23 protein-coding genes are annotated in these 20376 nt (G+C 63.1%); 10 read left to right on the top strand and 13 right to left on the bottom strand.

Translation table 11 applies throughout. The features are described 5' to 3' along the window. Positions 1–153: 153 nt before the first annotated feature. The gene (locus tag ASC86_RS19890; RefSeq protein WP_056325279.1) at positions 154–993 is read right to left on the bottom strand and encodes an aldo/keto reductase; all 840 of its coding nucleotides are present in this window, start codon (positions 991–993) and stop codon (positions 154–156) included. Between the two features lie 203 nt (positions 994–1196). Here ASC86_RS19890 and ASC86_RS19895 point away from each other — a divergent pair, with 203 nt between their 5' ends. From ASC86_RS19895 to ASC86_RS19910, 4 genes are read left to right on the top strand one after another with little or no spacing between them, the layout of a single operon-like run. After that, positions 1197–1790 (top strand): LysE family translocator, encoded by a 594-nt coding sequence (locus tag ASC86_RS19895; RefSeq protein ID WP_056325282.1) that lies wholly within the window; start codon positions 1197–1199, stop codon positions 1788–1790. Between the two features lie 24 nt (positions 1791–1814). Next, positions 1815–2435, top strand: a complete 621-nt coding sequence (gene nthA, locus ASC86_RS19900; protein WP_056325284.1) for a nitrile hydratase subunit alpha — start codon at positions 1815–1817, stop codon at positions 2433–2435. Continuing rightward, a complete protein-coding gene (gene nthB / locus ASC86_RS19905) occupies positions 2435–3094 on the top strand; it encodes a nitrile hydratase subunit beta (RefSeq protein ID WP_056325287.1) in 660 nt (219 codons plus the stop codon). Before nthA ends, nthB begins: the two co-directional genes overlap by 1 nt. After that, a complete protein-coding gene (locus ASC86_RS19910) occupies positions 3081–3452 on the top strand; it encodes a nitrile hydratase accessory protein (protein WP_244477655.1) in 372 nt (123 codons plus the stop codon). Before nthB ends, ASC86_RS19910 begins: the two co-directional genes overlap by 14 nt. 239 nt (positions 3453–3691) lie before the next feature. Here ASC86_RS19910 and ASC86_RS19915 read toward each other — a convergent pair whose 3' ends face one another. The 4 genes from ASC86_RS19915 to ASC86_RS19930 form a co-directional block, all read right to left on the bottom strand. Beyond that, complete coding sequence (locus tag ASC86_RS19915) at positions 3692–4480, bottom strand: anti-sigma factor (RefSeq protein WP_056325290.1); 789 nt, start codon at positions 4478–4480, stop codon at positions 3692–3694. Next, positions 4477–4986 (bottom strand): RNA polymerase sigma factor, encoded by a 510-nt coding sequence (locus tag ASC86_RS19920; protein WP_244477656.1) that lies wholly within the window; start codon positions 4984–4986, stop codon positions 4477–4479. The genes ASC86_RS19915 and ASC86_RS19920 overlap by 4 nt, the downstream gene beginning before the upstream one ends. Before the next feature lie 31 nt (positions 4987–5017). Next, complete coding sequence (locus ASC86_RS19925; RefSeq protein WP_056325294.1) at positions 5018–5395, bottom strand: hypothetical protein; 378 nt, start codon at positions 5393–5395, stop codon at positions 5018–5020. A 94-nt stretch (positions 5396–5489) separates the two neighbouring features. Next, positions 5490–6518, bottom strand: coding sequence for an AbrB family transcriptional regulator (locus ASC86_RS19930; RefSeq protein ID WP_244477662.1), 1029 nt, complete (start codon positions 6516–6518; stop codon positions 5490–5492). Between the two features lie 341 nt (positions 6519–6859). On the opposite strand from ASC86_RS19930, the gene ASC86_RS19935 reads away from it, so the two are divergent. Further along, the gene (locus ASC86_RS19935; RefSeq protein WP_056325297.1) at positions 6860–7987 is read left to right on the top strand and encodes an ATP-dependent RecD-like DNA helicase; all 1128 of its coding nucleotides are present in this window, start codon (positions 6860–6862) and stop codon (positions 7985–7987) included. Between the two features lie 56 nt (positions 7988–8043). On the opposite strand, the gene ASC86_RS19940 is transcribed toward ASC86_RS19935, so the two are convergent. Both ASC86_RS19940 and ASC86_RS19945 read right to left on the bottom strand, forming a co-directional pair. After that, positions 8044–8715 (bottom strand): MerR family transcriptional regulator, encoded by a 672-nt coding sequence (locus ASC86_RS19940; RefSeq protein WP_056325299.1) that lies wholly within the window; start codon positions 8713–8715, stop codon positions 8044–8046. A 193-nt stretch (positions 8716–8908) separates the two neighbouring features. Next, positions 8909–10054, bottom strand: coding sequence for a hypothetical protein (locus tag ASC86_RS19945; protein WP_056325302.1), 1146 nt, complete (start codon positions 10052–10054; stop codon positions 8909–8911). Positions 10055–10337: 283 nt separating this feature from the next. Between ASC86_RS19945 and ASC86_RS19950 the strand changes: the two genes are divergently transcribed. Next, positions 10338–11090 carry a pyridoxine 5'-phosphate synthase gene (locus ASC86_RS19950; protein WP_056325305.1) on the top strand — a complete coding sequence of 251 codons (753 nt, stop codon included), beginning with the start codon at positions 10338–10340 and terminating at the stop codon, positions 11088–11090. Positions 11091–11173: 83 nt separating this feature from the next. Here the strand turns inward: ASC86_RS19950 and ASC86_RS19955 are convergent, their stop codons facing one another. Beyond that, the gene (locus tag ASC86_RS19955; RefSeq protein ID WP_056325307.1) at positions 11174–12061 is read right to left on the bottom strand and encodes an NmrA family NAD(P)-binding protein; all 888 of its coding nucleotides are present in this window, start codon (positions 12059–12061) and stop codon (positions 11174–11176) included. Between the two features lie 194 nt (positions 12062–12255). On the opposite strand from ASC86_RS19955, the gene ASC86_RS19960 reads away from it, so the two are divergent. Beyond that, positions 12256–12663 carry a helix-turn-helix domain-containing protein gene (locus ASC86_RS19960; protein WP_056325310.1) on the top strand — a complete coding sequence of 136 codons (408 nt, stop codon included), beginning with the start codon at positions 12256–12258 and terminating at the stop codon, positions 12661–12663. A 12-nt stretch (positions 12664–12675) separates the two neighbouring features. Here ASC86_RS19960 and ASC86_RS19965 read toward each other — a convergent pair whose 3' ends face one another. Genes ASC86_RS19965 through ASC86_RS19975 form a run of 3 tightly spaced genes read right to left on the bottom strand, consistent with a single transcriptional unit; the run spans position 12676 to position 14263 of the window. Continuing rightward, positions 12676–13386, bottom strand: coding sequence for an aspartate/glutamate racemase family protein (locus ASC86_RS19965; RefSeq protein ID WP_056325313.1), 711 nt, complete (start codon positions 13384–13386; stop codon positions 12676–12678). Between the two features lie 16 nt (positions 13387–13402). Next, a complete protein-coding gene (locus ASC86_RS19970) occupies positions 13403–13786 on the bottom strand; it encodes a DUF4087 domain-containing protein (protein WP_056325316.1) in 384 nt (127 codons plus the stop codon). A 30-nt stretch (positions 13787–13816) separates the two neighbouring features. Beyond that, complete coding sequence (locus ASC86_RS19975) at positions 13817–14263, bottom strand: hypothetical protein (protein ID WP_056325319.1); 447 nt, start codon at positions 14261–14263, stop codon at positions 13817–13819. Positions 14264–14459: 196 nt separating this feature from the next. Between ASC86_RS19975 and ASC86_RS19980 the strand changes: the two genes are divergently transcribed. The 3 genes from ASC86_RS19980 to ASC86_RS19990 all read left to right on the top strand — a co-directional run bounded on the left by ASC86_RS19980 (position 14460) and on the right by ASC86_RS19990 (position 17932). Next, a complete protein-coding gene (locus ASC86_RS19980) occupies positions 14460–15110 on the top strand; it encodes a TetR/AcrR family transcriptional regulator C-terminal domain-containing protein (protein WP_056325323.1) in 651 nt (216 codons plus the stop codon). Positions 15111–15158: 48 nt separating this feature from the next. Next, complete coding sequence (ilvC, locus tag ASC86_RS19985; protein WP_056325326.1) at positions 15159–16178, top strand: ketol-acid reductoisomerase; 1020 nt, start codon at positions 15159–15161, stop codon at positions 16176–16178. A 530-nt stretch (positions 16179–16708) separates the two neighbouring features. After that, positions 16709–17932 (top strand): PLP-dependent aminotransferase family protein, encoded by a 1224-nt coding sequence (locus ASC86_RS19990; RefSeq protein WP_056325329.1) that lies wholly within the window; start codon positions 16709–16711, stop codon positions 17930–17932. Between the two features lie 103 nt (positions 17933–18035). On the opposite strand, the gene ASC86_RS19995 is transcribed toward ASC86_RS19990, so the two are convergent. Together ASC86_RS19995 and ASC86_RS20000 are read right to left on the bottom strand one after the other, a co-directional pair. Continuing rightward, positions 18036–18380 carry a hypothetical protein gene (locus tag ASC86_RS19995; protein WP_056325332.1) on the bottom strand — a complete coding sequence of 115 codons (345 nt, stop codon included), beginning with the start codon at positions 18378–18380 and terminating at the stop codon, positions 18036–18038. A gap of 104 nt (positions 18381–18484) precedes the next feature. After that, positions 18485–20140, bottom strand: coding sequence for a M20/M25/M40 family metallo-hydrolase (locus ASC86_RS20000; protein ID WP_082510333.1), 1656 nt, complete (start codon positions 20138–20140; stop codon positions 18485–18487). Between the last annotated feature and the right edge of the window lie 236 nt (positions 20141–20376).

Consider the following 20376-nt stretch of genomic DNA (forward strand, 5'->3'; position numbering starts at 1 on the left):
CATCCGGACTGCTCGCAAAACTCCCTCCTTCGTCATGCTCGGCCTTGAGCCGAGCATCTGCTGGCCCTCGGTTTTCGCGGAGACGCTGGAAGATCCTCGGCACAAGGCCGAGGATGACGACGGAATATGACGACAGACTATGAAAGAAGCCGCTCAGATCATTTCGAGCGGCTTCTTTCGTTTCGGCGGGGCGAAGACCTGATCGAGGTTGGCGAGGTTTTCCGGGGTCAGGTGGAGATCGACTGATGCACGGTTTTCCTCGGCGCGCTGGCGTGAGCCGGTCTTCGGAATGGCGATGACGCCGGGGCGGCTGAGGAGGAAGGCGAGCGCCACCTGCGCGGGCGTCGCCTGATGCGCCTTGGCGATGTGGACGAGTTCGGGATGGCGCAGCAGCCGACCCTCGTCGAGCGGCGAATAGGCCATGACCGGGATGCCGCGCTTCTGGCACCAGGGCAGGAGATCAAACTCGATGCCGCGGCGGGCGAGGTTGTAGAGTACCTGGTTGGCGGCGCAGTCTTTGGAGAAAGAATCCAGTTCCTCCATGTCGTCGACATCGAAGTTGGAGACGCCCCAGGCCTTGATCTTGCCGGCCTCCAGCAGGCGCTCGAAACCTTCCAGCGTTTCGTCGAGGCCGTAACCGCCGCGCCAGTGCAGCAGGTAGAGATCGACATGATCGGTGCCGAGGCGCATCAGGCTTTCCTCGCAGGCGCGCACGGTGCCGGCGGTGCTGGCATTGTAAGGCAGGACTTTCGAGACGAGGAATGCTTCCTCGCGCCGCCCGCGAATGGCTTCGCCGACGACGGATTCCGAGCCGCCCTCGGCGTACATTTCGGCCGTGTCGATCAGCGTCATTCCGAGGTCGAGGCCATGGCGCAGGCTTTCCGCCTCCTGTTTCCAGTCTCCGCCGCGCTCGCCCATGTGCCAGGTGCCTTGGCCGAGAACGGGGACGTCGATACCGCCGGGAAAACGGGTTTTCGGGATGGGAGAGGTCATGGGACGGTCCTCGATGTGAAAGGTCGGATGAGCATATAGGCAAAGACACGGCCTTGTGGAGGGGAGGCGGGGAGAAGCAGTTTCTTGTGAAATGACATCACTGGGATGCCGCCGGTGCCCTTCCTTTCTTGTCACCATGACAAGTTTCGGGTGGTCGTTCGCAATAGGTCAGCTACCTTGACCTAAAATTCCGGAGGATACCCATGCAGGCCGATACGCTTCTGGCGCTGTTTCTTTTTGCCTTCACGACGTCGATCACGCCCGGCCCGAACAACATGATGCTGTTTGCCTCAGGCGTGAATTTCGGCTTCGTGCGCACCATTCCGCACATGTTGGGCATCGGGGTCGGGTTTCTGATCCTGCTGATCGCCGTGGGGCTCGGGCTCGGGGCGCTGCTGCATTCGGTGCCGCTCCTCTATACCATCCTAAAATTCGCCGGTGGGGCCTATCTGATCTGGATCACGTGGAAGATCGGTTCTTCGCGCAGCCTGTCGGACGGCCAGGCGGGAACGGAGCCGATGAGCTTCCTGCAGGCGGCGGCCTTTCAATGGGTCAATCCGAAGGCCTGGGTGATGGCGGTTTCGGCGATGGCGACCTATACCAGCGAGCAGAGCTATCTCACGAGCGTCATGATCGTCGGGGTGATCTTTGCCATCGTCAATGTACCGAGCGTTTCGACCTGGGCAGGTTTCGGCTCGGCGCTGCGGCAATGGCTGTCCGATCCCGTCCGGCTCAAATGGTTCAACATCACCATGGCAGTCTTGCTCGTGGTCAGTCTTTGGCCGATGCTGCAATAGCATCGGGTTGCAGGAGAGCGTGACATGCACGATCACGATGACGACCACCATCACGACAACCATTTTTCCGACATGCAGGCGCGGGTCAAAGCGCTCGAAACGCTCTTGACCGCCAAGGGGCTGATCGATCCGAAGGCGATCGATGCCATCGTCGAGACCTATGAGACCAAGATCGGGCCGCGCAACGGCGCGCATGTGGTGGCCAAGGCCTGGACGGACCCGGAGTTTGCGGCGTGGCTGAAGCGGGACGCCACCGCGGCCATCGCCAGCCTCGGCTATACCGGCCGGCAGGGCGAGCATATGCGCGCCGTGTTCAATACGCCGGAAACCCACAATCTCGTCGTCTGCACGCTGTGCTCCTGTTATCCGTGGTCGGTGCTGGGGCTGCCGCCGGTCTGGTACAAGGCGCCGGCCTATCGGTCGCGGGCGGTGATCGATCCGCGCGGGGTGCTGGCCGAATTCGGGCTGGCGCTGCCGGAAGGGCAGGCGATCCGGGTGTGGGATTCGACGGCGGAACTGCGCTATCTCGTCATTCCCGAACGGCCTGCCGGGACGGAAGCGATGGGCGAGGCGGAGCTTGCGGCGCTGGTGAGCCGCGATGCGATGATCGGCACGGCGATCGTGCACTTGGCGGAGGCTGCCTGATGAACGGGCCGCACGATCTCGGCGGACAACATGGGCTCGGGCCGGTCGCGCCGGAAAAGGATGAGCCCATTTTCCATGCCGAATGGGAGAAGCGGGCGCTGGGTGTGACGCTCTCCTGCGGCGCCTTCGGTGCCTGGAGCATCGACGAAAGCCGGCATGCGCGGGAAAACATTCCGCCGGCCACGTATCTTTCGGCCAGCTATTACGAAATTTGGATCAGGGCACTGGAGACGCTGCTGGAGCGGCATGGTTTTGCCACCACCGAAGAGCTTGAGAGCGGCGTGTTGGCCGGGCCGGGCAGGGCGCCGAAGCGGGTGCTGACGGCGGATATGGTCGAAGGCGTGCTGGCGAAGGGCGGGCCTTGTGATCGGCCGGCATCCGGGCCGGCGCTTTTCAAGCCGGGCGAGCGGGTGCGGACGCGGAATTTCAATCCGACGACCCATACGCGGTTGCCGCGTTATGCGCGCGGGCGGGGCGGTACCGTCGAGGCAGTGCAGGGGAGTTTCGTGTTTCCCGACGACAATGCCCATGGCAAGGGCGAGAGCCCTCAGTGGGTCTATACGGTCGTCTTCGATGCCGCCGAGATATGGGGCGAGGGGGCGGCGCCGGGACTGACCGTTTCGATCGATGCCTGGGAGAGTTATCTTGAACGCGCGTGATCTTTTGGGGACGCCCGGCCTGCCGCTGGCGCAGGATGGCGGGCCGGTTTTTGCCGAGCCCTGGCAGGCGGAAGCCTTTGCCATGACGGTGCGGCTGCATGAGCGCGGGGTGTTTTCCTGGAGCGAGTGGGCCGAAGTGCTGTCGCAGGAGCTTTATCGGCCGGGGCGCTGTGTCGATGGCAGCGACTATTATGATTGCTGGGTGGCGGCGTTGTCGCGCATCCTGTCGGAGCTTTCGATCGTGCGCGGGGATGATCTGGTGCGGCTGAGTGAAGCCTGGCAGCGGGCGGCGGAAGCGACGCCGCATGGGATGCCGATTGTTTTGGAGAATGATCCTCTGGGGAAGGGGGCGGCTTAGGACCGGCCGCCATTCAGCTTAGGCCGGTCTGCAAATGGCGCTTTCCCGTGCTTCCGATGCTCACGTACTCGAGTACGCTGCGCTTCGGGTCACGGAAAATCACCATTTTCGACTCGGCCTGAGCTGAATGGCGACCGGTCCTCGGCGACTGTGGGCAGCGGGCTTGGAGTTTGCGGAGAGACCCCCTCATCCGGCCCTTCGGGCCACCTTCTCCCCGCTGGGGAGAAGGGAGAACCGCATCAGCTTTCGAACTGCCGGTAGCATTCCTCGGCGATCTCCTGCAGGTTTTGGCGGGTGATCTCGCCGGTGACGGCGTAGCCGATCTCGCCGTCGATCCAGTAGAAGGTTTCGAGACTGCCGGCGCTGGCGAAGCGGAAGCTGGTCTCGGCATTGTCGGGATTGCGGCCGATGAGCACCGTCAGGCGCTTGCCGCTGTCGTCCTCGTACATCAGCATCGCGCCGGCCTTGCCGCTGACCGGCAGCAGGCGGCCGCCGATCAAATGGAAGCCTTGCGCCTTGAGATCGGGCGCGCGCAGCTTGTAATCCAGCCGTTTGCCCAGCCAGGAGACCAGATGCGCCTCCTGATCGGCGCCGACTTCCACCGGATGGCGGACTTCGCTCGTGTAGATGAGGAAGGCGGATTTGGCCTGGGCCGGCAGATCGGTAAGAGCAAAGGCCGTCTGCTGCAGCGGCGGGCGGGCGAGCAACTGCTGGCCAAAGATGCCGGTGGCGGCGCCGGCGATGAAAAGCGCGAGGCCCGCGGCAGCGGCGGGAAGCCAGCGCGGCAGGAAGCGGGCGTTTTTCGCCGACGTGGCGATGAGATCGCGGTCATCATCTTCCGCGTGGGCGTAGGCGGCAAACAGCGTGCGCAGGCCTTCCGCGTGGTTCCTCCATTGGCGGACTTCGTCGGCAGCGTCCGGGTTTTCGGCAAGCCAGGCCTCGACATCCGCGTGGCGTTTCTCATCGAGGAAGCCGTCGATATAAGCGTGCAGGTCGTTTTCGGTGACCGTGTTGTTTTCCGTGTTCATTTCGGTCTCCGCAGGGGGACGATATTGCTGCGCGACAGATGTTCCGCCATCTGCCGGCGGGCGCGCGACAGGCGCGACATGACGGTGCCGATCGGGACGCCGAGCGTATCGGCGACCTCCTGATAGCTGTAGCCTTCGACGACGACCAGCATCAGCACGGTGCGGTAATCCGGCGAGAGCGCGTTGACCGCCTGATTGAGCCGTTGTTTTTCAAGCGGATCGCCGGGTTCGGTCGCGCTATCCTGCGGGGCGGTTTCGTCGGTCAGCTCGACGGGTGGATGTAGCTTTTGCCGGCGATAGCCGTCGCGGTAGAGATTGGTCATGATCGTGAAGGCCCAGGAGCGCAGGCTGCCGCCGCGCCACTGGGCGCGGCGGACAAGCACTTTCTCGACGCAATCCTGCAGCAGGTCCTCGCCATCGGCATCCGAGCGGGCGAGGCTGCGCGAATAGCGGCGCAAGAGCGGGAGCAGCGAAAGCACCTGTTCCTCGAAGGGCTCGGTCTTCATGGCCGTTCTTTCCGCTGTCGGTTCGCGGCCATCAGGGGCGCGCGGCATCCCAGACGCTCTTCACGCCGTCGCCGGTGGCGTCGCCCTGCTTCTTGTCCTTGACCCAGAAATAGAGCGGCATGCCCTTCAATGCCCATTGCTTGCTGCCGTCCTCGCGCTCGACCAGCGTGTAATCGCCTTCCGGTGCGGCCGAGGCGTCGGCAAGGTAAGGCGGCCAGTTCTTGGCGCAGTCATCATAGCAATTGGACTTGCCGCTTTCATCCTTCTTGAAGGTGTAGAGCGTCATGCCGTTTGCGGCGGCGATCACGTCGCCCTTGTCGGTCTTGACGGTCTGCATCGGCGGGGCGGCAAAGGCGGGCAGGGCCGCAAGGAGCGTGAAGCCGGCGGCGAGAGACAGAATGGTTTTCATGGGATCGTCCTAGCTCGTGTTTCGCCGCTTCCTGCGGCACGCAGCTTAGGACCGATAAGGCACGGGTTTTATTCCCGCTTTCCCGCAATGTTTTTCATATCAGGGGTTTTGCGCCCGTCTTTGCCGCGACGAAGCGGGCGAGGCTCGGGCCGATGGCCATGATCATCAGCAGGCGCGCCGTTTGCAGCGACATGACGAAGGCGATATCGACATTGCTGGAGGCGGCGATGATCGCGATCGAATCCATGCCGCCGGGGCTGGTGGCGAGATAGGCCGTCAGCGGATCGATGCCGACCGTGCGCGTCAGGATGAAGGCGAGCAGGCCGGAAAAGCCGATCAGGACGAGGATGGAGAGGACGGTCGGGATCAGCGCGCGGCGGGCGTGGGCGATGATCGGCCGGGTGAAGCCGAGGCCGATGTTCCAGCCGAGCAGGCCGTAGCTGATCGCCAGCAGCCATTCGGGGATCTCGATAGTGATGAGGCCGGCCATGCTGAGCGCCGCGCCGATCAGGAACGGAAACAGGAAGATGCCGGCGGGGATGCGCAGCGTCTTGCCGAGGAAGGCGGCGATGGCGGCGAGCGCCAGTGTTTCGGCAAAGGCGACCGGGTGGATCGGCGCGAACCATGGAATCGGGGGCGGTGTGCCGTCGATGCCGGCCCAATAGCGGGCGACGAGGGAGGCTGCGGCAGCGACGAAGACGACGCGCAGATATTGCATGAAGGCGACGAGGCGGGTGTCGGCGCCATAGGCATCGGCCATGACCATCATCGTGGTGGCGGCGCCGGCCGACGAGCCCCAGATCGCCGTCGTGCCCGGCAGGATGCCAAGGCGGCTGATGGCATAGCCGGAAAAGGTGCTCATGCCGATGACGCAGGCGATGACGGCGAGGAACAGCGGGGCATTGGCGATGAGGCTGGTGAGGATGCCGGGGGTGATGGCTTCGGCGATCATCGTGCCGATCAGGGCTTGTGCGCAGTAATAGAGCGGGCGGGGCAGGCGGATCGACGCGCCGTTGATGCCGCAGATGGCGGCGGCGATCATCGGCCCCATCAGCAGAGCGGCGGGGATGCCGGTGAGTTCGAGAAGGGTGGCGAGGATGACGGAGAGGACGGTCAGCAGCAGCCATTGAAGGCTGGGGTGAAAACGGCCGAGGCCGGTTTTGAGCGGCGTCTTTTCCTGTGCGTCTTCCGCCGCACCGATGTCGGTCGGGGTTTCCTCGTCGGAGGTTTCGGGGAGAAGTTGGGAAAATTCCGGTCTCGTCACGGGCGCGATGTCCTTTGCCGGGGAGATAGCCGGATCGCGTGAGATTTCCAAGACGGATATGCGGCGCAGGCAAGATATCGGGACATGGGGCGATCCGTGGCGGGATTGGAAGACGATAGCAGGCAGAGCTGTCGATTGCCTGACAGGTCGTGAACGGCGCAGGGCTTGCATCCTCGCCCCGAATCCTGCCACTTCGGGCGATGGAATTTGCACCGCAACAGGATGAAGCGCTGAAAGCCGTCTCGGCGTGGCTGAAGGAAGGGCGCAAGCCACTCTTCCGGCTGTTCGGCTATGCTGGCACCGGCAAGACGACGCTGGCGCGGCATTTTGCCGAGCATGTCGATGGCGACGTGTTGTTTGCCGCCTTCACCGGCAAGGCGGCGCAGGTGCTGCGCTCCAAGGGCGCGAGCAATGCCAAGACCATCCATTCGCTGATCTACCGGCCGCGTGGCGAGGAGGAGGTTTCCGACGAGGAGACCGGCAAGACCTCGATCGCGCCGATGTTTGCGATCAACCGGCAGTCTCCGGTCGCCAAGGCGGCGCTGATCATCGTCGATGAATGCTCGATGGTGGACGAGGCGCTGGGGCGGGACCTCATGAGTTTCGGCACGCCGATCCTGGTGCTCGGCGATCCCGGACAGTTGCCGCCGGTTTCGGGCGGCGGTTATTTCACCAATGACGAGCCGGATTTCCTGCTGACCGACATTCACCGGCAGGCGCGCGACAATCCGATCATCAAGCTTGCCATGCAGGTGCGCGAGGGCCGGGAGATCGCTCCTGGCGATTATGGCGCGGCGCGGGTCATCTCCAAGAACGAGGTGACGCAGGAACTGGTGCTCGGGGCCGATCAGGTGCTGGTCGGCACCAATCGCACCCGGCGGCGCTACAATATGCGGCTTCGGGAGCTGAAGGGTTTCACCACCGACTATCCGCAATCCGGCGACAAACTGGTGTGCCTGCGCAACGATCCCGCCAAGGGGCTGCTCAACGGCTCGCTCTGGCAGGTGATGACCTCGTCCAAGGAAACGGTGAAGCCGGGCATCAACCTGCTGATCCGCCCCGAAGACGACGACATGGATCGCGGCGCGGCGAAGATCAAGCTGTTGAAGCAGGCCTTCGAGGACGTCGAGGGCGAAATTCCGTGGTCGACGCGCAAGCGTTACGACGAGTTCGATTACGGTTATGCGCTGACGGTGCACAAGGCGCAGGGCTCGCAGTGGAACAATGTCGTGCTGTTCGACGAGAGCTGGGCGTTTCGCGATACGCGGGAGCGCTGGCTTTACACCGCGATCACGCGGGCTGCGGAAACGCTGACGATCGTGCGTTAGCGTATTTCGGCGCATTTCCGGACGCAAAACCGCTTCGCACTTTTGCTGGAAATGCTTTAGTCTGCCGAAACAAACCCCATCAGCACGGCCTTTGCGACCGCCTGAAAGCGGTTGTGGCCGTTGAATTTGCGGATGATGTCGGATTCGAGCGTCAGCACCGCCGTCAAGTCCATGTTCATCAATGCGGCGATGCGGGTGGCCGGGTAGCCTTCGGCCATGAAGGCCACGCATTTGAGTTCGATGGGCGAGAGGTGGATCGGCTTGACCTGTTGGCGCTCGGCAGCACCGTCTTCCGCCGATTCGAGCAGTTCGCTGACGCGCTGCATCTGCCGGCGCAGGATCGATTGCTGGGCGGCGAGTTCGCGCTTGTGGGCATGCATGGCATCGCGGAAGGTTTGCGCGGCTTGCTCCTGGGAGGTGGCGGCGACCAGGGCGGCCATCAGTTCCTGGATGGCGACGATCGGCATGTCGATCTCGCGGCAGGCATTGATGACGGCCATGCGGCGGATGTCTTCAAGGCCGTAGACGCGCATGGGTCCCATGCGATTTGCAGTCAGAAGGCCCTTTTCCTCGTAGAAATGCAGGGTGCGGTGAGTGACGCCGAAGGCATCGGCCATGTCGGCGATGGCGACCTGATTTTCCGGGATATTGCCGGGCAGCGGCAGCTGCGGCAGATATGCACCTTGCGCGCGTGGCGCGAAGGTCTCCAGTTTCATTTCTTCCTGCATATGTGCTCCGCCCCAATCCGTCGGAAGCCTGCTCTTCTTGGCTTTGCATGCCATCGGAGATGGCGACGAGAGACCATTGCACCGACCTGACGAGCAATCAGGCTTCTTCACTTCCCGCATTTATGGTTACACGCGAAGCGGGAAGGTAAACAATTAGTAATATTAGGGAGAAAAACCGCTGCCGGCGGGCGGATCAGCGTTCGAGGCTGCCTGGCAGCGCGCCGGCGCTGACGATGAACTGCAGCGTGTTGCGGCGATCGATGGGAAGTCCGTCCTGGCACTTGCGCGCGCTGTGGAAGGCATCCTTGGTCTGTTCGCGCCGGTAGGTTTCGGTCAGCGCCATGCAGCTCATCAGCGGGCTTTCGAGGCCCTGGGCGCGGGCGTAGCGGTAGATCGCACCGTCGAGCGTCAGGACGCGGTTTGCGAGCGACACGCTTTCGAACAGGAGATCGCTCTCGTCCTCAAGCCGCTCGCTCTCGATGACCGTGGTGAAGACGCTGTCGGCGGTCAGGTCGTTGACGACGCTGATCTTGACGCCGTTTGTCTCTTCGTCGTCGGCAACCGTGATGGTGAAGGAAAGCTGCGTGCTGCGCAGGCGGGTGCCGCGGGTCGACACCGTCCGGAAATGCGATGCGGCGGTGCGAACGGTATCGGCAAACCGGGCCGGCAGGCTGCGGCGCGGCCACTGGCCGGAGACCGTCACCTGCGGCAGGTCCTGCGTCCGCTCAAGCTGCAGACCGCTTGCGGCCTGGGATGGGCCGAGGCCGGAATTGATGCTCATGGCCGGTGTCGCGAGCGGCGCGACGATCAGCAGCGGCAGAACCGAAAGCAGGGCGAAGTGCGAGGAGATCGGCGCGGGCAGCCAGGAACGGCGCGGGCGGATCGCCATGCGGCGCGGAGCGGCGTGGGGTTTGCCGGCCTTGGAGGAAGCGGCCGTGTTTTCGGGCTCTTCGGCCGCGGGGGTTTCGACGGGCGCGGCAGGTTGGCGCCGGTGGTATTCGGGGACGTAGCTGCCCTTGGGAATGACGATGCGCCATTCCTCGTCCGCGCCCTCGGTCTCGTAATAGGCATCGAGCAGCTTGCGCAGCTTGCCGGCATGGACGCGCACCAGCGGGTCGCCGTCGGCGTCGAAGGCGGCGGGGCGGCCGAAGACGTCGATGGCGATGGTGTAGCCCTTCAGCTGGGCGCCGCCGTTTTCCAGTTCCGTTTCGACGACATAGCTCAGGAAGGCGCGCAGCCGCTCCGAGCGGGAGAACGTGTTGCTCGCGAGAACGCGCTGTAGGGCGGACAGCAGGACAGCCGCTGCCGGGCGGTGCGCGTCGCGTGCCGTAGCGCTCATCGGGCGCTCCGCAGGCGGCGACATCTCGCAAATCGGGGCTCGATATGACGAGCAAAACGGTTCATCGGTTTGTTTCGGTCCTAACGTGGGATCATCCGCGCGCTGCAGGGAGCGACTGGCAGTGGATTGGTATTAAATCGGAAATTATTTGGCTTGTCAGGACCCCTTCCATTAAATTTTCATTGGATGTGAAATAGAGGCGGCGTTTTTCCATCGATTGCGGGGCGGGGAGAGACGCGATAGAACAGGCGACTACCCTCGCAAACTGTTCGAAAGTGCTGAAATGGCTGCGAAACTCTCCGTCAACCTGAATGCCGTCGCAATGCTTCGCAACCGCCGGGATCTGCCCTGGCCTTCCGTGACCGGGCTCGGGCGCATCGCGCTCGAAGCGGGCGCAAGCGGGCTGACGGTGCATCCGCGGCCCGATCAGCGCCATATCCGCTTTTCCGACCTCGCACCGATTCGCAATCTGATCGACGACGAATTCCCGGATGCGGAATTCAATATGGAAGGTTATCCGAACGCCGAATTCCTGGAACTGGTGGAGCGTCATCAGCCGGAACAGGTGACGCTGGTGCCGGACGATCCGTCGCAGGCGACATCGGATCACGGCTGGGATTTTCGCGCCCATGCCGATCTTCTCGCCGAGGTGACGGCGCGGCTGAAGAAGAGCGGCTTGCGCGTTTCCATGTTTGCGGACGGAACGCCGGACAGAGAGGCGCTGACCATCGCCAAGCAGGCCGGCGCCGACCGGATCGAGCTTTATACCGGCCCCTATGGCGGCTGTTTCGACGATGCGGACAAGGCGCAGGCGATCGCTGTCGAACTTGGCCGGACGGCTGCGATCGCCCATGAGCTTGGGCTTGGGGTCAATGCGGGGCACGACCTGACGGTTGATAATCTGCCGCTTCTGGCCCGGCATGTGCCGATGCTGGAGGAGGTCTCCATCGGCCACGGGCTGACGGCGGATGCGCTGCAATACGGTATGGCGGAAACGGTTCGGCGGTTCCGTCGGGCTTGCGGGCAGGCTGTTTAAGAGGTCACGGTCTTTTTTGGGATGCTCCGGCCACCTTCTCCCCGCTGGGGAGAAGGGAAAGCCGACCGCGGCGGCCTCGAATATCAGCCTGCGAAGGCTGCCTTGTTGGCTTCGAGGAAGGATTCGAGCGTCGTCAGCGGTTTGCCGGCGAGGGTGGCGGCATCGTCCGTGACCATGGCGATCTTGCCTTCGCGGGTGTTGGTGTCGAAGGAGACGATGACCGGGATCAGGACCGGGGGAAGGCCGGCGCCGGCAAGGCCTGCGGCCAGTTGGTCGTCGGTCACCGTCACGACCTCCAGCGGTTTGCCGACGGCCTTTGCTGCGATCTCGGCGATTTCCGCCGTCGTGCGGGCCACAGGGCCGGTCAGGGTGTAGGTCCGGCTTTCGCTAGAGGCGGAAAGCATGGCGTTGGCGATGGCGGCCGCCATGTCGGCGCGGGCGATATGGGCGATCTTGCCGTCACCGGAGGCGCTGTACCACTTGCCGCCGGCAAAGGCGTGCGGCAGGCCCATGAACAGGTTTTCCATGTACCAGCCGTTGCGCAGGATCGTGTAGGGGATGCCGGTCGCCTTGACGGCGTTTTCGCTGCCCAGATGCTCCGGCGCGAAGGTCACGGCCGAGTGTTCCGGGTTCGGCATCGAGGTGTAGAGGATGTGTTTCGCGCCGGCCGCCTTGGCGGCGTTGATCGCGGCCGTATGCTGAATCTGGCGCTTGCCGGGGGTATCGAGCGCATCGGTGGAAACCACCAGGATGCGGTCTGCGCCGGCAAAGGCCGTGGCGAGCGAGGCCGGATCGTCGAAATCGGCGCGGCGGGTCTGAACGCCCTTGTCCGCATAGGCGGCGAGCTTTGCGGGATCGCGCGAGGTCGCGATGATATCGGCCGGCGCGACCTTGTTGGAGGCAAGCAGCGCATCGAGCACGAGGCGGCCGAGGTGGCCGGCGGCGCCGGTGACGAGAAGTGTTTCGGACATGGCTTCATTCCCTGGCTGTCTCGAAACCGGTGCCTTTCTTGCTGAAAGTTCCGATTTGAGATATGGTTCCTTTTTGAGACCATATCTTATTCGCGAAGCGCCCGTCGCTGTAAAGACGGCAGTTTTTCATGCCATAGTTACGTCGGCGTAACCTCCAATTGGCGCCGACTCAGCTGGGGCAAGAGGTGGAGACCATGAACCAGATCACCAAGACATCCGCCGCCGAAAAGGTGATGGTAATCTGCGGCGTCGCCTACACCATGTCCAACTGCCCGGTGCGCGATGTGCTCGACAATATCGGCGGAAAGTGGAATACGCTGATCATTCAGGGGCTTGCCGATGGGCCGGTGCGCTTTTCGGCCTTGCGGCGGATGATCCCCGACATCTCGCAGCGCATGCTGACCCAGACGTTGCGCGACCTGCAGCGCGATGGTTTTTTGACGCGCACGGTGTTTCCGACGCAGCCGCCGAGTGTGGAATATGCGCTGACGGATCTCGGGCGGTCGTTTCTGGCGGTCGTGCTGCAGCTTGTGACGTGGTCCACCGACAATCACGCGCAGATCAGGGATGCGCGCAAGGCGTATGATGAGGCGGAGGGGTAGGGCGGCGCGACTTTAGCTCTTGCCTTCGGCATCGACCCCAAGGGCGAAGTTCACCGCGGCTTCGGCGTGGATGCGGGTCGAATCGAAGCCCGGCAGCGGCAGGTGTTCCGGGTCGAGGATCAGGCAGATTTCCGTGCAGCCGAGAATGATGCCATCGGCGCCGCGCGCCGTCGCCCGCTCGATGACGCCGAACAGCGCGTCGCGGGAGCTGTCCAGCACCTTGCCGGCGCAGAGTTCGTTGAAGATGATGTCGTGGACGAGGGTGCGGTCGTCGGCTTCCGGCACGACGACGTCGAGGCCGTGGGTCGCCATACGGTCGGTGTAGAAACCGTGCTCCATCGTGTAGCGGGTGGCGAGCAGCAGAGGCCGTTTCAGGCCGGCCCCGCGGATGGCGGCGGCGGTTTCGTCGATGATGTTGATGAGCGGGATCGCGGTTGCGGCCTCAACGGCGTCGGCGACGATGTGCATGGTGTTGGTGCAGATCAGCGTGCAGGCGGCGCCGGCGGATTCGAGGCCGCGCGCGACCCCGGCGAGATGCGCGCCGGCATCGTCCCAGCGGCCGGTCTTCTGCATATCGACGATGGTCTGGAAATCGACGGAATGCAGAAGCAGTTCGGCCGAATGCAGCGCGCCCAGGCGCTCACGCACCATCTCGTTGATCAGCTTGTAATAGACAAGCGAGCTTTCGAAGCTCATTCCGCCAATGAGGCCGATCTTGCGCATGGGTTTCTCCCCTTCTTTATTGTGGCGGGTCGAGATTGGGGTCGTTTTCGCATTTCGACAGCGGCAGCTGCCGGAAGGAAAGGATGCGGTTGATGCGCTCCTCGTCCGCATCGGTCTCGACCGACATGCAGGCGCAGGCATAGCCGTAATTGCCGTTGGTGCGGGCGTAATCGCCTTCGGAAATATCCGGAATGATATCCATGCCTTCCGGCTCATAGCCGCCGCCCTGGGTCATCAGGGTCCAGCTCGCGTCGGCGTCGTCGAGCCACCAGTTGCCGGGCGTCGGGTTCTGTAGCCAGCCGCAGCGGTTTTCGGCGGCTGCGAGCGGGGTGGCGGCGAGGCCGACGAGCGGGGTCGCGGCGAGGCCGGCGAGCAAGGTGACGGCGAGGAGGCGTTTCATGGCTTGATCTTCCTGCGGTGGGGGCGACGGTCAATTGTTGATGGCGGTGATCGCCCAATGGGAAATCGCGCAATCGTCGTCGTCGCAGATCGCGCCCATCCAGACCGCGCCATCGGCCAGCATCACGCCGTCGCTGTTGACGAAGAGCGTGTCGTAGCGCTGGCGGGCGACGGCCCTGCGGGTTTCCGCCATGACCAGCGAATCGAAATTGTCGATGAAATCCTGCGCGTTCTGGATGTCGTAGGTCTCGCCGTTGGCGTTGACCTGCAGCGGGTATTCGGCGAGGTCGGCGATGGTTTCGGCATCGCCTTCGCCCATGGCTTCCGTCAGGGCGGTAAAGGGGCCGGCGAAGGCTTCGGCATTGCCGTGCAGCTCTTCGATGCGGCTATAGACCTCGCCTTCGGATTGGGCCTGCACGGGGAGAATTGAAAATGCCAGCAAGGCCGCGGCGATAGCGAAGGAAAAGCGAGGGGACATGAAGGGCTCCGGCGGCTGAAATTGTCCGGGAAGGTAATGAAATGGTGGGCAAAACGGAAGGCCCGCCGGCCGCGCGGGATGTATCCATTTCGGGGTCGTTTTGTGCGATTTTCCATCACAAACACGCTTGACGGTTCGAAAGCTTTGCTGCATAAGCCGCGTACCGTACAGTACGGTACAGATTTAGGAGCCCAACGTGCAGATCGCCGTCCACACCAGCAAGCCGGATTATTCGCCGCGCCAGAACGCCGTTCTGGACAGCGCGCTGCGCTTGCTCGTCGATGGCGGTGAGAAGGCGCTGACGACGGCCGGCGTGGCACGCGCCGCCAACTGCTCCAAGGAAAGCCTCTACAAGTGGTTCGGCGATCGCGACGGGCTGCTGTCGGCGATGATCAGCTTCCAGGCGAGCAAGGTCCGGACCTTCGAGGCCCATGCGGGCCGGCTCGATGCCGCCAAGCTCCGCGACCATCTCATCGCCTTTGCCCATGACCTGCTCGACGTGCTCTCCGGCGATGTCTCGCTGGCGCTGAACCGGCTGGCGATCGGGCAGGCGAGCCGCGAGGGTTCCAAGCTCGGCCATATGCTGCAGGAGCGCGGCCGCAGCCAGATCGGTCGGCGCGCCGGTGCGCTGCTGGAGGCCGCGCGGCGTTCGCGGCTCATTCGTTTCGACGATGCCGACGAAGCCTATGGCACGCTTTACGGTCTGGTGGTATCGGACCTGCACTTGCGCATGCTGCTCGGCGAGCCGATCGCGGCCAAGGAAAAGAATTACGACCGGCGGGCGGAGAAGGCGATCGACGCTTTTCTCAAGCTCTACGGGACGAGTGAAGCTTCGGCAGCGGGCTGAAGGCGCTGCGGAAACCATTGAAGACAAGCAACGGGAAGGAACAATTCAATGCGCGTTTATTACGATCGTGATGCCGATCTCAATCTCATCAAGTCCAAGAACGTCGTCATCGTCGGCTACGGCTCCCAGGGCCGCGCCCATGCGCTGAACCTCAAGGACTCGGGCGCCAACAACGTCGTGATCGCGCTCAAGGCCGGTTCCGCCACGATCAAGAAGGCCGAAGCCGACGGCTTCAAGGTCATGACCGTTGCCGACGCCGCCAAGTGGGGCGACCTGATCATGATGGCGACCCCGGACGAACTGCAGGCCGACATCTACAAGAGCGAAATCGCTGGCAACATCCGTGACGGTGCTGCCATCGCTTTCGCCCACGGCCTCAACGTTCACTTCGGCCTGATCGAGCCGAAGGACACCCTCGACGTCGTCATGATCGCACCGAAGGGCCCCGGCCACACGGTTCGCGGCGAATACCAGAAGGGCGGCGGCGTTCCCTGCCTCGTTGCCGTCGAGAAGAACGCTTCCGGCAACGCGCTTGACCTCGCTCTCTCCTACGCCTGCGGCGTCGGCGGCGGCCGTTCGGGCATCATCGAGACCAACTTCAAGGAAGAGTGCGAAACCGACCTCTTCGGCGAACAGGTCGTTCTCTGCGGCGGTCTGGTCGAGCTGATCCGCGCCGGCTTCGAAACCCTGGTCGAAGGCGGCTACGCCCCGGAAATGGCCTATTTCGAGTGCCTGCACGAAGTGAAGCTGATCGTCGACCTGATCTATGAAGGCGGCATCGCCAACATGAACTACTCGATCTCCAACACGGCCGAGTGGGGCGAATACGTCACCGGTCCGCGCATCATCACCGACGAAACCAAGGCCGAGATGAAGCGTGTCCTGAAGGACATCCAGACCGGCAAGTTCACTTCGGACTGGATGCAGGAATACCGTTCGGGCGCTGCCCGCTTCAAGGGTATCCGCCGCGTCAACGACGCTCACCAGATCGAAGAAGTCGGCGCGAAGCTGCGCGGCATGATGCCGTGGATCGGCAAGAACAAGCTGGTCGACAAGGCCCGCAACTGATCGATCGTCCTTCGAGGCGATGTGCGAAAGCCGGGGCTCGTCCCCGGCTTTTTGCGTTTCGGGGTCGTTCGCAGTTGCGTTTTTCTGTGAGCGGAATTGTTGCGGTGCAGTATAAATTGATGATTTTATTGAAGAAATTAAGTTGAAAAAAGGAAGTATCAGGAACAGACTGAAGCTGCATCTCGTTCCGCAATCAGGAGGATCGCGTGATGACGGCCATTATGGATTATTTTGCCTGGTTCGATGCTGTAATACTCTGCGCCATCTGTTTGCTGGTGATCTTGAGCCTCTATACCGGGGAAGATGCCGGCGAGACCTGAACGACGCTTCGTTCGCAGGACTAGCCTGAAGAGGCTTGGTTTGGCGGGTTGCTTTGCCTTGGGCGATTGAGGTGCCTTGCGAGGGGCGCTGACCATGCTGCGATGTCAAAATTTGCCTCTACTTGCGGGGTTGTATTTAGGTCAGCAACATTGACTTAAATGGTCCGGCGTGGTCTTGTTTCCCAAAACATAATCTTGAGGAAACCTCCAATGCTGGATTGGGAAAAAATCTTCGCCACGCGCTCCGTGCGGATGCGCGCTTCGGAAATCCGCGAGCTGCTGAAGCTGCTAGACCGGCCGGACATCATCTCCTTTGCTGGCGGCATTCCTGACCCTGCGTTGTTTCCGGCCGAAGAATTCCAGTCCGTCTATTCCGAGATTTTCAGCGGCCCGGCGGTGAACGCAGCGCTGCAATATTCCGTCAGCGAAGGCTATCTGCCGCTGCGCCGCTGGCTTTCCGGCGAAATGGGCAAGATCGGCATCACCGCCGGGCCGGAAAACATCTTCATCGTTTCCGGCTCGCAGCAGGGGCTGGATTATCTCGGCAAGCTGTTCCTTTCGCCCAACGATACGGCGCTGGTGACGTGGCCGACCTATCTCGGCGCGCTGCAGGCCTTCAATGCCTATGAGCCGAAATACGACCAGCTGACGCCGGGCGGCAACCGCACGCCGGAAACCTACCGCACCAATGCGGCGGAAGCCGGCGGCGCGGTGAAGTTCGCCTATCTTTCCGCCGATTTCTCCAACCCGACGGGCGAGACCGTGGATCGCGCCGGCCGCGAAAAGCTGCTCGATCTTGCCGAAGAGCTGGATATCGCCGTGATCGAGGACGGCGCCTATCAGTCGCTGCGTTATGACGGCGAGCCGGTGCAGCCGATTCTGGCGATGGAACTGGCGCGCAATGGCGGCGACATCGACAAGACGCGCACGATCTATTGCGGCAGCTTCTCCAAGACGCTGGCGCCCGGTCTGCGTGTCGGCTACATCGTCGCCAATGCGACGGTCATCCGCAAGCTGGTGCTGCTGAAGCAGGCCGCCGACCTGCATTCCTCGACCATCAACCAGATGGCGATCTGCCTCGTGGCCGAGCGCGGCTTCGACAAGCAGGTCGACAAGATCAAGGCCGTCTACAGCCATCGCCGGGATTGCATGCTGGCGGCGCTTGAAAAATACATGCCGGAGGGCGTGAGCTGGACGAAGCCGGAAGGCGGCATGTTCATCTGGCTGACCCTGCCGAAGGGCATGGACGGTGCCGAATTGCTGGCGAAATCGCTAGAGACGGCCAAGGTGGCCTTCGTTCCGGGCAAGGCGTTCTTCGCCGACGGCTCGGGCGCCAACACCTGCCGCATCAGCTTCTCCTGCGCCAACGACGAGATGATCGAGGCCGGCATTTCCCGCCTCGGCAAGCTGATCCGCAGCGAAATCGCGGCCTGACGCTTCTCCGTTGCGCCCGGCTCAAGGTACGGTCACGCCCTTGAGCCGGCGCTTGAAACGCATCGTTTCCGGGGGGCGCGCAAAACCGCGCCCGCGACAACATCTAGTTTGTCGGCATGGTGACGGTGAAATACGCAACGAAATCGGGATCGATGACGTCCTGGCCTGATGGGCTGGTGTAGGTGCCTTCTTCCGCCGGTTCGAATGCGTCGAGGATCGGAGGCAATGTCAATTCCTCTTCCGCATCGTCTCCTTCGAGTTTGATCGTCACGCCTTCGTTCGGATCGACCGAGCGCACGTAGCCGTGAAAATGTTTTTGATCGACGGTGCCGCCGCCTGCATCCTGATACGTAATCCCGATTACGACGAGGCTGCCGAGCAATTCGTCGGCAAACTCCTGGTCCCAGTCCGCGTCGAACCCGTTTTCCGGAAACTGGTCTTCACCCATGCATGCATCCTCGTTTTCCCGCTTCGACATGAGCGGCAATTTTACTCGCGACACAACTGTTCGCGCTTAAAATTTATGCGAAACTTCAATGCTTGTGTCAGGCTTCAGTCGTTGAAAACAGCGAGCGCGCATTCGTAGATCAGGTCGGGCATGACCTCGAAGGCATAGGGCATGTGCACCCGCTCCCATTTCTGGTGATAGTCGCGGCCCCAGGGGCCGATATTGACGACGGGGTAGGCAAGGGCGGTTTGCGGCGGGCGGTCGACGAAGGCGGGAACGGGGGTGTTGTCTGCCAGAGTGCCCGCCTGCTCGGCTTGCGGCCGATGGCCGAAGAAGCTCATGTCGGAAATGCCCTGGAAATACTGCTTGAAGCGGATGCTCGTGCCGTGGCGGGTTTCGATGGTTCTGGTTGCCGTTTCCAGCCGGCGGGCGAAATCGCGGCCGGCGTTTCCGGCGTCATCGACATGCACGCGCGGATAATGCAGAGTCGAGAAGCCGATGACGACGAGCGGGCCTTCGAGGCCTGTGGCTGTCAGCATTTCGGAGACGACGGCGCGGGTGGCCGAGAGCGGTTCGTCGCTGGCGGAGAGCGAGGCTTCGAGCGCTTCGATGCGGGCAAGCGCCCGGCTGTCGGCGGTTTTTGCGGCGTGTCTGCGCAGATCGGCATAGGTCAGCACCTGTCCCCGGAGATCGATTGTCCGGTCGGAGCCTTGGCGCTCGAAGAAGATGCGGGCGTTTTCGGCCTGCGCCTGTAGCGCCGTGTCCATCGCGTTCGAGACCAGCGCGCGGAATTCCTCCAGAATATCGGTCGGGGCGCGGCGGTGGGTGAGCCAGTTGAAGGACAGCCAGACATGGGCGGGCGTGGTGACCTCGTAGCCGTGGCGCACGTCTTTGGCTTCCAGGCAGACGGGCGCGGGCGAGATTTCGCCATGGGCCTCGTCGCAGAGCGCGCTGTTGGCCTCCATGGCGCGGATGATTTCGGCTGAAATCAGATGGGCGCTGACGCCGTCATAGGCATAGCCGGCGTGGGTCGGTCGTCCGGCGACGAAAGCGAAGGGCGAGAATTTACCGACCGAACCGAGATAGACGGCGCGGCCCTGCTCGCCGTCGCCGTCATCGCCGCTGGCATCGAGATTGATGCCGCCGATGATATCGAGATCGAATTGTCTGGCGATGTCCGGGAGGTGATCGCGCAGGGCTCGCATGCCGCGGGAGCGGTTTTCCTCGTCGGGCGTGGCGACGAACAGCAGGTTGCCGGGGCGCTCGTCACGTTCGGCGAAGCGTTCCAGAGCCGCGATGCCGGCGGCGAGGCCGCTCTTCATGTCGAGCAGGCCGCGGCCGGCGAGGAAATTGCCGCTCAGGAGATCGGTCAGCGCCTTGTCTTCGACAGGGTTGCGGGGTTTTGCGGAAAGTTCTGCAATCAGTGCTTCGGTCAGGGCTTCGGGATCGCAGGCAAGATCGATCAGCGTGCCGTAATTGGCGACGGAGACGGTATCGAAATGGCCGGCAAGCACGAGACAGCGGCGGCCCTTGCCGCGCACCAGTGCCAGCACGTTTTGACGCGCGGGTTCGCCATGGGTGTCGAAGCCGACGAGGTTTTCCGGATGGTTGCGGAAGGCGGGGAGGGCGCCGAGGAGATCGAACAGGCGGACGGAAAAGGCCGCTTCGCCATCGCTGCCGGTGACGCTTGGCCAGGTGGTCATCTCGACCGAAAGCTGGCCGGTGCGCGAGAGAAGGCGGTTGGAAATCCGGTCGGGCATGAAGCGTCTTCCTCGGGATAGATAGTGGCGGCGATGTAACCGGGAGCGGTCTGCTGGGGCACGCTGCCCCTCATCCGACCTGTCGGCCACCTTCTCCCCGCTCGCGGGGAGAAGGGACAAGCGGCGACCTCCGTCATTTCCTCTCCCCGCGTGCGGGGAGAGGGCTAGGGTGAGGGGCAGACGTACCCCGCGGTTGCTTCGAGCCTAGCCGGGGGGGCGAGGTTACTTCAAGCCGG

It is taken from the genome of Rhizobium sp. Root1212, assembly GCF_001424985.1.
GTDB lineage: Bacteria > Pseudomonadota > Alphaproteobacteria > Rhizobiales > Rhizobiaceae > Pararhizobium.